Annotated in this window: 11 protein-coding genes and 1 tRNA gene; 5 read left to right on the forward strand and 7 right to left on the reverse strand. The window is 52.9% G+C overall.

The features are described from left to right. Positions 1-111: 111 nt before the first annotated feature. On the forward strand, positions 112-1,284 hold the full coding sequence (locus tag ACOTTU_RS16650) for a PAS domain-containing sensor histidine kinase (protein ID WP_425659684.1): 1,173 nt from the start codon (positions 112-114) through the stop codon (positions 1,282-1,284). After that, positions 1,281-1,715: a response regulator gene (locus tag ACOTTU_RS16655; RefSeq protein WP_298921256.1), complete on the forward strand. Its 435-nt coding sequence runs from the start codon at positions 1,281-1,283 to the stop codon at positions 1,713-1,715. Before ACOTTU_RS16650 ends, ACOTTU_RS16655 begins: the two co-directional genes overlap by 4 nt. Here the strand turns inward: ACOTTU_RS16655 and lipB are convergent. Next, positions 1,691-2,416: a lipoyl(octanoyl) transferase LipB gene (lipB, locus tag ACOTTU_RS16660; RefSeq protein ID WP_425659686.1), complete on the reverse strand. Its 726-nt coding sequence runs from the start codon at positions 2,414-2,416 to the stop codon at positions 1,691-1,693. The two genes, ACOTTU_RS16655 and lipB, sit on opposite strands and share 25 nt — an antisense overlap. 15 nt (positions 2,417-2,431) lie before the next feature. After that, entirely contained in the window at positions 2,432-3,100 is a 669-nt protein-coding gene (locus ACOTTU_RS16665) for a DsbA family oxidoreductase (RefSeq protein ID WP_425659688.1), read from the reverse strand. 154 nt (positions 3,101-3,254) lie between these two features. Between ACOTTU_RS16665 and ACOTTU_RS16670 the strand changes: the two genes are divergently transcribed. The 3 genes from ACOTTU_RS16670 (at position 3,255) to ACOTTU_RS16680 (ending at position 5,978) form a co-directional block, all read left to right on the forward strand. Next, positions 3,255-4,538, forward strand: a complete 1,284-nt coding sequence (locus ACOTTU_RS16670) for a peptidoglycan-binding domain-containing protein (protein WP_298921262.1) — start codon at positions 3,255-3,257, stop codon at positions 4,536-4,538. 133 nt (positions 4,539-4,671) lie between these two features. After that, positions 4,672-4,757, forward strand: a tRNA-Leu gene (locus ACOTTU_RS16675). Positions 4,758-5,177: 420 nt separating this feature from the next. Next, complete coding sequence (locus ACOTTU_RS16680) at positions 5,178-5,978, forward strand: endonuclease/exonuclease/phosphatase family protein (protein WP_425659690.1); 801 nt, start codon at positions 5,178-5,180, stop codon at positions 5,976-5,978. Positions 5,979-6,165: 187 nt separating this feature from the next. On the opposite strand, the gene ACOTTU_RS16685 is transcribed toward ACOTTU_RS16680, so the two are convergent. The 5 genes from ACOTTU_RS16685 to ACOTTU_RS16705 all read right to left on the reverse strand — a co-directional run bounded on the left by ACOTTU_RS16685 (position 6,166) and on the right by ACOTTU_RS16705 (position 11,197). Beyond that, a complete protein-coding gene (locus ACOTTU_RS16685) occupies positions 6,166-6,444 on the reverse strand; it encodes a hypothetical protein (protein WP_425659692.1) in 279 nt (92 codons plus the stop codon). A gap of 341 nt (positions 6,445-6,785) precedes the next feature. Then, the gene (locus tag ACOTTU_RS16690; RefSeq protein ID WP_425659694.1) at positions 6,786-7,496 is read right to left on the reverse strand and encodes a hypothetical protein; all 711 of its coding nucleotides are present in this window, start codon (positions 7,494-7,496) and stop codon (positions 6,786-6,788) included. Beyond that, positions 7,496-9,019, reverse strand: coding sequence for a hypothetical protein (locus ACOTTU_RS16695; protein ID WP_425659696.1), 1,524 nt, complete (start codon positions 9,017-9,019; stop codon positions 7,496-7,498). The genes ACOTTU_RS16690 and ACOTTU_RS16695 overlap by 1 nt, the downstream gene beginning before the upstream one ends. A 243-nt stretch (positions 9,020-9,262) precedes the next feature. After that, complete coding sequence (locus ACOTTU_RS16700; RefSeq protein ID WP_425659697.1) at positions 9,263-9,955, reverse strand: class I SAM-dependent methyltransferase; 693 nt, start codon at positions 9,953-9,955, stop codon at positions 9,263-9,265. A gap of 333 nt (positions 9,956-10,288) precedes the next feature. Beyond that, positions 10,289-11,197 (reverse strand): hypothetical protein, encoded by a 909-nt coding sequence (locus ACOTTU_RS16705; RefSeq protein ID WP_425659699.1) that lies wholly within the window; start codon positions 11,195-11,197, stop codon positions 10,289-10,291. Positions 11,198-11,207: the final 10 nt, after the last annotated feature.

Consider the following 11,207-nt stretch of genomic DNA (forward strand, 5'->3'; position numbering starts at 1 on the left):
ACCAGTACCGCGTCAGCGAGGAGACAAGACGAAATGCATACGGCTTCGCATCAACTTGTTGATAATAATACGCCTTTGGTGGATTCAAGTTGCATTGAGTTTTGGAACAAGATGTCTGACCTGATGCCGGGCGTCATCTACATTTTTAATCATGAAACGATGTCGAACGAGTATTCCAACCGCTCTATTGGAGAGATTCTGGGGTACTCGCCTGAAGAAGTAATTCAAATGGGAGACAACCTCTTCACCGTTCTGGTCCATCCCGAAGATCTGGGAAAGCTCTACGCGCATCTGTCCGACCTGGCCAAGCTTGCCCCCGGCGCTGTTGCGAATTTCGAGTATCGAGTGATGGCCAGCGACGGAAGTGAGCGCTGGTTGCGCAGTGTGGATTCGGTATTTGAAACTGCAAGTGACGGATCAATGGTGCGCCATGTGGGCATCGCGCTGGATGTCACCGCTCAAAAGCAGGCGGAGTTTGCCTTGCTGGAGATCAACCAGCAACTCGAAGCACGGGTCAAAGCGCGGACAGCAGATCTGGAGATGTTGAATTCCGAGCTGGGCACCTGCATGGCGCAGCGATCTGCTGAACTGAACGAAGTCAATCAGGACCTCAAAGACCTGACCTATGTGGCGACGCATGACCTTAAGGGACCCATCAATAACCTCAGCAGTCTGACCCATATGCTCAGCGACGCTGAAAACCTCTTGCCGCCAGAACATGTGGAAACTCTGGCATGGATGAAAGATGTCTGCCATCAGGCCAGCGATAAGCTGGACGCCCTGATTTGCGTGGCACAGGCCCATTCCGGCGCATTGGAGCAATTCACGGATGTCGATATCGATGCTGCTACCGAGACGGCTCTTGTAAATCTGCATTTTCAGACCAGCAAGGCACGCGCGATCGTGTCTACGGATTTTCAGGCGCATTCGGCGTGGTTCTTGCGCCGCGAAATGGAACATCTGCTACAGTCGGTGATTGGCAACGCGATCAAGTATCAGCAACCTGGCAGGCGGCCACGCATCAATATCAAATCTCGGAAGAAACCGGGGCACGTAGAAATATCCGTTGTCGACAATGGCAGCGGGTTGGACTTACCAAAGGATGAGCCGAAGGTCTTCGGGTTGTTCAAACGCGCCCATACCGAACCCGAAGGATCGGGCGTTTCATTATACGCGATCCGCCGAACGCTCGATCGCGTTGGCGGCAAGATCAACGTCACCAGTGAGCTCGGAAAGGGAAGCTGTTTTTCCATTTGCTTGAAAGACAGACCAGCAACGGCATGAATACAAAAACGCAAAAACTCAAACGGGTCCTCCTGGTCGATGATGACAAGGTGACCAACCTGATGCACGGCAGGATGATCAAACGTACTGGCCTCGTCGAGCAGATTGACGTGGCGACAGATGGTGTCGCGGCGCTGGAGTATCTGGATGACGTCGCTGCAAAGGGGGATGACTTGCCCGAGCTTATCCTGCTGGACATCAACATGCCACGGATGGGCGGGTTCGAATTCCTGGAGCAATACGCACAATTGCCGGATCACATCCGGTCTGCAAAGACCGTAATCATCATGTTGTCGACCTCAGCGCTGCGCACGGATCATGAGCGGGCGGTCAATGATCCAAATGTGCACCGTTTCATTTGCAAGCCCGCAAGTTCCGAAGACTTTCAGAACTTCGTGCAGGAATATCAGGATGTTATATCATCCAATTGATGTTTTGCTGAAATAGCACTGCGCGCTGGCGCTTCTCCAAATACATCCGAGAAGCTCCGGTGCAGGGCAACGTCGATTTCCGCGAACCCGACAGGCAGGCCTAAATCGACCAGACTTGTCACGCCGTGGTCACTGATTCCACACGGAACGATACCCTCAAAATGCGTCAGATCGGGTTCGACGTTGATGGAAAGCCCATGAAAGCTGGTCCATTTCCGCAGTCGAATTCCTATGGCGGCGATCTTGTCCTCTGCGGCGCGCCCGTCCGGCATTGCAGGCTTATTGCGCCGTTCCACCCACACACCGACGCGGCCCTCACGAATTTCCCCTCGGACATTGAACTGATCCAGCGTGGCGATTACCCAGGCTTCCAGTTGTTGCACAAACCGGCGCACGTCTCGTCCCCGCTCCCCCACGTTCAACAAAACGTAGACCACGCGCTGCCCCGGGCCGTGATAGGTATACTGGCCGCCGCGGCGCGTGCGGTGGACAGGGAAGCGGCCCGGATCGACCAGATCTCTTTCTTTAGCGCTCGTCCCGGCAGTGTAGAGAGGGGGGTGTTCTACCAGCCAGATGCATTCTGATGCTCGACCCGCGGCTATGGCGTTGGCGCGTGTTTCCATCCAGTCCTCAGCCTGCCGGTAGTCGGTCAACCCTTCTGAGACGATCCATTCAATCACTTTGCAGGCTTTCCCTTCCAAACTCTCCTGACATCCTCAGGCCGCTTTCGCGTCTTTGAGCATTTTGCGCAATATGTCTTTGTAGGCGTTTTCTCCCTGCGCACCCGTCAACAGATATTTTCCCCCAAAGATCATGGAGGGGACACCAGATATGCCGCGCGATGTCCAGAAATGCTGTTTGGCACGGACGGCCTCTGCATTTTCGCCAGATTGCAGAACTGCTTTTGCCGCTTCCGCATCCAACCCGGTTGAATGGGCAATCTGAGCGAGGGTATCGGGGTCCGAAACATCCCGACCGTCGGTGAAATACGCGCAAAACAATGCCATCTTCAAAGGATGCTGCATTCCATGAGTTTCGGCCCAATCCAGCAACTGATGCGCCAGAAACGTATTCAAGATGCGGCTTTCGTCGGTGAAGTTGAATGGGATGCCAAGTTCGGCGCCCAGATCCTTTAGTCTGTTTCTGTTTTCAAGGCTTTGTTGCGGCGTTGCACCGTATTTCTCCGCCATATGGTCAGATAGTTTTTGACCGCCAGCGGGCATATCGGGGTTCAGTTCAAAGGGATGCCAGCGAACCCGTGCAGTCTGTTCCATTGCTGCAAGCGCGTTTTCGAGCTGTCTGAATCCGACAATGCACCACGGGCACATGACATCTGACACAATGTCGACCTGAATGGTGTCATTCTGAGCAGTTGGTTGCGACATTGATGGTTCCAGTGCGATTTCCTGCTTCAAAAATCAGGCCTGCACAGCTAAAAAACAAGGGAAAAACCGGCAATTGCTTGCGCACTCGGGCTTCGGTCGAATCGGAACCTGTGATAGCGTCATCGCATATGTTGATTTCATTGGAGATTTTTTCATGTTTACCAAACGATTGACCGTCGCAGCATTGGCTGCATCCGTGGCAATGATGCCTGCCGCGCGGGTTGGCGCCGATGCAGGTGACTTCATCGCGGGTGCTTTGATTGGCGGTGTCGTGGGTCATGCGGTGACCAAGAATAACCAGAAAAGAAAGCAGACGCGCACTTACAGGTCGGGCATTCCGTCGACCCATGAGGGTCGTCAAATTCAGTCTTCGCTGAACTACTTCGGGTTCAACGCGGGGCGTGTGGATGGCCAACTGGGACGTCAGTCACGCAATGCCGTCGCTTCCTATCAGGCCTACATGGGGTACCCGGCAACCGGGCAACTCAGCGCGTTCGAGCAGGATTTGCTGATCACCTCTTATAACCGTGCACAGGCTGGTGGGTATCAGACCACGCAGCTTATTGCGGCTAATCCAGAAGGCCCGCGCGGTCTGTTGAAAACTTATCGCGCGGAATTGGCGGGCCAACAGGCGCCTCAGGCACCCGTTGTCGTGGCAGCACCCCAGCCTCAGGTCGTGGCACCTCAACCCCAGGCTGTTGTTGCGGCCCCAACGGTGACAGCCGCCGTTCAGGAACCTCAGGGCACGGCGCTTCCGAACTTCTTTGAGGGAGGTGCCCCCGAAGCGTCCCTGGCGTCGCATTGTAATACCGTATCGCTACTGACCAGTACCAATGGGTATACAACTGCGGCTTCCATGACTGACCCGACAGCAGCATTGAATGAACAGTTCTGCCTTGCGCGCACCTACGCTATTGCAAATAGTGAGGAACTGATAAGCAAAGTTGGCGGGCTGACCCCGCAGCAAATTGCGACGCAATGCGAAGGGTTTGGTCCGGTTGTCCAGCCCTACGTGGAAGGTCTGGCGCTTAAACCGCGTGATGTTGTCTCCCAGGAGGTTTCCGGTTTTGTCTTGACGTCAGGAACGTCGGCTCAGCAATTGGCGGGTACCGCCAAGATATGCATGGGTGTTGGTTATCGCACCGACAATATGACCGTTGCTTTGGGATCGGCGTTGATCCTCTATTCACTGGGCGAGACAGTCTATGGCGAGTTGATGGGCCATCACCTGGCGCTTGGCTTTGGCACACAGAAAAACGTCAATGCAGCTGGACCGTGGTACGAAGCAGCACTTGCAGCGACGGATGCGGGTGCCGACGCTGTTTTTGTTCCGGGTCAGCCTGAGCGGACGGATATCTTGCGCAAAGCCTCGCTGCAATTGGCGGGCAAGCCACCTGCGCAAGCGGGCGTCATGCCGGTCTTTTCCGTTACGGAATAGGCCTAAAGCACCTTTGTTGCTGTTGAATATTTCTTGTCGCCCCGATGAATATGTTTCGTCGGGGCGTTTTCGTGCGAATGGCTCTTCACAAGGCGGCATTGTCAGGCTAAAGACTGCTCACCTTCTAAAGCGTGCGGATGTGGCGGAATGGTAGACGCGCAGCGTTGAGGTCGCTGTGGGGTAACACCCGTGGAAGTTCGAGTCTTCTCATCCGCACCAGATTTTCCAATATCACTATTACTTATCAATAATTTATTGGATTTCGATTGAGTTTCAATCCACCTTTATTTCCACTATCATTCGATGGAATTTTAGCCTTCTGAGTTGCTTGGGTTCGGGCGTCGAGTTTCAGCTTGATTGGCGGATACTTTACATTCCGGCTTAGATTGACAAAGCACTGCTCCGTTCGGCCAGACAATTGGACAATACCTGACAAAGCCTCACCTCCAGAAATGGCCTGACTGCGAAAGTCGCTCAGGCCAAACTTGATGCAGAACGTCGCATTCACCTTAAGAAGCGTTTGGCCCGGTCAAATTAGATTTTTTTGCAGCAGGCGTAATTGACCAAGGCCCGCTGTGAGTCCAAATTGCTTCTTTTCTTCGTCGTAGCGTAAGTCTGCTTCGTAAAGGAGGGCGAGTAATGAAGATCATGTGTTTGAACGGTTGGGGCGGCAAACTGCACGAAGAGCTTCTGCCTTACCTTGAGATTACGGCCCCCGAAATTCTGTGCCTTCAGGAGGTCGTGAATAGCCCCGAGACCGAGAAAGATTGGCTGACCTATCGCGACGGCAATCACATACTTCCGCAAAGGGCGAACTTCTTTCGGGATGTGCGGCGTGCATTACCAGAACACGTAGCAGTTTTTTGCCCGGCAGCGCAGGGTGTTTTATGGGACGAGGCACGATCCGTCCCGTCACAATGGGGCCTCGCGACTTTCGTGCATCGTTCTTTGCCCATTGTCGGACAGGTCCAGGCTTTTGTGCACAAAGATTTCTCGCCGGTCGGATACGGAGAACATCCAAGGTCGCGCAGCGCTCACGGCTTTCGTGTTTTTGACTATAGCGCGAACCGACCCGTGAGCGTGACCCACATGCATGGACTGCGGGATCTGAATGGCAAGATGGACACGCCAGAGCGTTTGGCTCAGGCACAAAAGTTGCTGAATCTGTCACGTCAGGTGTCCGAACCGGATGACCTGAAGGTGATCTGTGGTGACTTCAATGTTGAGCCGGATAGTCAAACGCTCTCGATCCTTTCCCAAGTTGGCATGTCTGAGCTGGTGACCGGGCGAGGCTTCAACGGCACTCGAAACTCCCACTACAAAAAAACGGGGCGGTACGCCGACTATATGCTCATCAATCGAGAGCAGGAGGTGACGAGTTTCGATGTAATCTACAACCCCGAGGTCTCGGATCACTGCCCTCTGATGTTGGAACTGTAGCCAACAGGCCAAAAGCCGACGTTGGCCCGACCGCAGTGAATTCACATTGTCCGCGTTACCGACATCAACAACGGGCCCAAAGTGCGGGTGCTGCGGGATAATTGATGTCGGTTTCCCACTCTCGAGGCACTTTGCAGGGGAGATTTTTGACAACGCCTCTATAGCCACTACAATAGTTTATGGTTCGCTACTTCTGTGCCGCAGAATGTAATGATTTTTCATCGAGATGGCTGAGCATTAATCCGGTTCCTTCTCGTTTGCTCAACACGCGATAAACAGGTGGGTCGGTTGCCGTAACGTGTAGGTAGGGATGATCAGAGGGAACAATCATCTTCTGCATCCACTTGTCCTGAAACGATTTCTTGAGCTCGATGTTTCGGTCGAGTAAGCGGTCAAGCAACGCGGGAACCGTTGTCTGTTCATCATCGGTAGATACAAACGCTCCTTCAAAATCTGCATTGAGCACATTATCAGCCCCTTTAAAACTCGCGTCGTTAAGGACGGTGTAATCAAATCTTACCCTACCCCCAGATTGCCAATCCGCCGATATACAAACATTAGGATGGGACGTCGCTATGGCCGCGCACTTGGTTCTCGTAATGTCAACACCTTGGTGTTTCGTCTTCTGTCTCAGCTGTTCCATCTACCAATCAGTTCGAGCGAGATTGCAGGTACAACACTGCTGTCACAGCGGCCTAATCTTATGGCCACTGGCACTCGCACGTCCAGCACAGAGGCCAGCGGTTTCGAGGGGACCAAACCAAAGTTTGGAGCACGCTGGATTTAGAAGCCGCGTTTCGGGAGACATTAGAGAATTTCCAGTTCCCTGAGTTCCTCTTCATAGACGTAGTCGAAGTGATCTTGATCCAAGCCAAACCGTTCTCTGAACTTTGCCAGCGCTTCTGCTGGTGGGGTATTGGATTGCAAACCCGGCGGGGAGTTCAGGACCTTCAGACAATCGTTCTCCGAAACATTGAGGACGTCTTGTAAAAAGTCAGGAAGGAAGTGGGTAAGTTCCTCTGAATTCCAAACGTATAGTTCATTGCCGTCAAAGACTCCCGACAAGACCACATCTATCAGTGGGCGCCACGTCGCGGACATTGCGCGTTCGGAATTTGAGGCAACGTATTTTTGATGGTGAAACAAGTAAGAAAGGTGATCTGTCAGGAACAGGTGGAAACACACTTTGTGCTCAACAAAGATGTGTTGAAGTTGTTTGAGCTTGTAGGCCAGTTGCAAACCTTTGCCGATGCAATTCAAAGGAATACCGGGAAAGATCATCCGTGGTCTTGAAAGCAACAGATTGTGGCCGGCCATCTGTCTAGGAAATTGGGTGACCGGGATGGAGGCATTGTCTACTGCGTCGCGCAGTTCCCGGCGATAAATCTGTGCTGTGACATATCTTACATCAGTGTTTTGCGCGTTCAGTATATTCTGTGTGAAAAGGTTTTCGAAAAGGTCCTCGACAACGCTGTCAATGCCGAGGTGCACGTGCAGCTCACGACGGTCCGGTGGCATCAAGACTGCCCCATTTGTTGAGCAGCCAGTTTGCAGGCGGCGAAAATTTCGAATTCGTTGGCCCAGAACCGCCTCAGACTTTCACTGGCGCGCTCACTGAAGCTGCAGGTTGGATTGGGGGCGTGGTTCCTGTCTGCCAATGATCCGGAAGCGGAAGAGAGGCCCAAAGCGCTCATGATCTTGTCGAGATTTGCGTCTATCTTTTCGGTCTCGCAACACATCAGGATGTTGTTCGCCTCCAGTTCATATCGAAGGGCGTCTGGAGAGTGAAGAAAGTGGGAATAATTGTGTTTGAGATGAAATATGGATGACATGGCAAATCTGGCAGCGGACTTCAGGTGCTCGTCGCTCGCATAGAGGGCTTCGGCAAGCGCAACCGGTGTTTTGAAAAAAGAAAACGCGACGGCTTCTGCCGTGGTCCAAGTCACATCGTAAGTCGGGCGCCCCTGACGAAGGCGGGCATTAAATCCAGATATGAACCGGTCTTGCGGATCACGGAAGAAAAACACCAGTTTTCTCTTTCTTCCGAACTTTTTTATGGTGCTGATCAAAGTATCGCCGTGACTGCCCAGTGTTAGATTTTCAGGCGCATCCGATGCTGCCGCGGCGAGCGATTTCAAGAAGGTTCCCCCGGTTTTCCCTATATGCAAGAAAACCGTTTGATCTGCGGTTTTAGGGGCGTGCGAGGATGACCATGTTGCTTCAACGGAACGCTGACGGATGGGGTTCTCCCGGGTTTCCAGAAGTGCCGATCCGAGTTTTGCCCATAATTTTTCCAGGTCGGATTGATAGCTGGCATACATCATATCTCTTTGCTCAGCGGAGAAAATCTGGGTGTCCCATGTATCGCCCAACCGCGATAAAGCGTCAAAATCGCGTCTTTCCAATAAGACCGACACGATTTCATCTTCAGCAGGGCGCATATTCTGGGGGCGTCGGTTCAGCTTGGTTTCATTCCAATCCGGCCAACCGGATGCGATTTTCAGAAACCTTTTGGGATTATCCTTCAGGTGGTCGAATTCTCTCACGACAAGTTTGGCCTTTGGAAAAACCGGCGCGATATCGTCAATAACATCCGTCCATGTTCGCGACGCCTGACAAAGGGCGCCAAGTTTCGTTTTACTCGGGAACGGCATGTCGCTTCTTGAAAGTGAAAACAGGATGGCCGAGGTCCAAAAGTCACCCAGTTCCCTGATGGACAACATGACAACATCCGGTTGGAAGATCGTGCTTAACCTTTCCAGATTACTTTTTGCATTTGGATAGAGCGTGCCTGTCTGAATGTTGTGTTCCATCGTGCCCAACAGGTTTTCTTCGCTGATGACGAGTTTCCCTGTGGGCGAGGGGGATCGCCGTTCCAACGTCAGGGCGACGGCCTGTGGAATGGAGTTTGTTCGGCTTTCGGGCGGGCACAGAAATTCGATCTCATTTGAGTTCAGGGTGCCGGCGTTCTCGTGCAGAAACCTCTGGAGCGAAGTTGTGCCCGTTCGGTGTGCGCCAATGTGCAGAATTGACCTAGCCATCGTGCCACTCGCCCTCCCTTTTCCGATCCTTTGTACAAAGCGCGGCGACAAGCGAAAGCGGCCTGATGCAAAAAAATCGGACTGTAGTGTTTTCGCAGTGATTCATGGGAGTTGGTTGTTGATGGCTAATTGGAACGTAGAACGCCCGGAAGGCTCGCTTTCACGTTAGCACGAATGCGATGTCAGCGTCTTTCATTGGAAAATAATCGGGTTCAATCGGATCATGAGTCCAGAAGTCGTTTGTTATTCCTTGTCATTGGGTTGTTGAGAGGACGGAGGGGCATTTGTGTATTCCCGCCTCTGCGGTGACGACAGCTGATCTATGTAGTCCGTTCGCCTGACCGCCCATTGCCCGTGTTGGTCGGCATGAACGAGATCGAAATTTGCCGATTTGCAAAACTCGCGTACCGCAAGATAGACCTCCGAGATTTCTCCTTCATCGCTCAGCCACATATCGTCCCCCATGATCGTGCCGTTGGGCAATAAGCATCGTTCGATTTCACGCAGGTCCTCGATGACGGCCTGAAAGCTATGATTGGCGTCCAGATAGGCCCAGCCCAAAAATGGTTTTTCATGCGTTTGCAGCCAGTGGGCGCCAAAGTCTTCAATCACGATGCATCGCGAGTCGGCAGTCTCGGCGCGCCAGACTGCCGCTTCCTTTGCGGCTTGGGTGCTCAAAGATATCTGTGCGGTGTAACTCCCCCAATTGGGAAAATGAGACCCATGCAGCTTCGCCCATGGATCGACGAGGTAGATGCATTCGGAAGGGATTTCCTCTGCAAGCACATCCGCGAACAGGCCGGTGAACACACCGATTTCAGCCCCTATTGAATGTTTTGGCGCATGTCGCAGGACGGCCTTGCGAACGCCGAGACGATGCCGCCCGTGCCTTTCGACCGTCCTCAGTTCCGGGTATTTATCATATAGCGCTTGCATGCGGCCCAAACTCTGTGTCGTTGCTGTCGCGTCCAGCAGGTGTCCAATTGATAGAAGAGAATTCTGGCGCTAAATCAAGGCGGTTGACCGAGGACATCAGATTGTTCATCTGCAAGCGCGCCTTTGCAAGCCGGTTTACGTCGTCCGTGTCGGCTTCTCTGATGTCACAAAAGCTTTGTTCCACGGGCTCAACAATTATGACTTTTGCTGCGGGGGTGCAGGGATCGTAGGATTGAAGAGTGGGCGTCATACCGGCGCTGCACAACTGTCTCTATGAAATGCGGCGGGGCTATCTAAACTGGCGTCAATCTCTCTGACCGCCGAAGATCTGCTTCATGACAACAGCGTCACGCCTGGGATTTCCTTGATCATGTCAATGTCTTCCGCATAGCTTTCGGAAATCTCGTCAACGGTTTCCTGTGACCATTGCGGCAAATCGATTTCTTCTTCGACCACTTCCTCAGAGTGGAAGTAATGCAGGAAGAGTGAACGGACCTGGGCCCGCTGCATATCCGAAAGCTCGGGGCGCTGCGCCAGATAGCTTTCCAGTCGCTTGAAACCAATCTCGGACATGGCTCTGCGAATGATGTCAAGTTCTCCCTTGAACCGGAATGAAGACCCAAGGCCTGACACTTTGCCCAGCACATTTGGCCAGATAACCGGCGTATCTTCATTGCACCAGACCACAACCTCGCAATCAGGGTTGTGGGTTCGAATGTCCGAGATGACATCTGACCAACGCAGGGAAAGCAGGTTTGAACCAGACAGGAAAGCATCCCAGGATTTCTGGGATTGTGCCTCAAAAACCGCCGGGATCAATGTGGCCGGGTTTCGCAACGCCAGAAAAAACACGCATTTGTTGTCTGGAAACAGGCTTTTCAATTCGGCGGTGTTTCTACCGGCGTTCTTATAAAGGCGGCCACCATTCAGCATCCATGCGGGGACGCCTAAATAATTCGAATTCGCCAAAATGAGGCGTGATACCGGTCGTTCCTTAACGATGCTGGCAAGCAAATTATCCCGGTCCTCGTCAGAGATTGAGCCCTCTGCCTGTTTTCCAAGAATTTGGGTCACGGCCTTGTTGTAGGTGCCCGGGCGCCGGATCATGACACCTTGCTCCAACAGGGCTTGAGCGTCTTTTCGCAAAGACCACGTCAGCTGGCCATCATCTGTTTGCGGCGCGCCTATATATAGTGCGATTTCGATATCGCGTAAGTTGGCGCTGGTCGGTTTCCTGGCCATTCCCGTACTC

This window comes from Roseobacter sp. EG26, from assembly GCF_049830555.1.
Classification (GTDB): domain Bacteria; phylum Pseudomonadota; class Alphaproteobacteria; order Rhodobacterales; family Rhodobacteraceae; genus Roseobacter.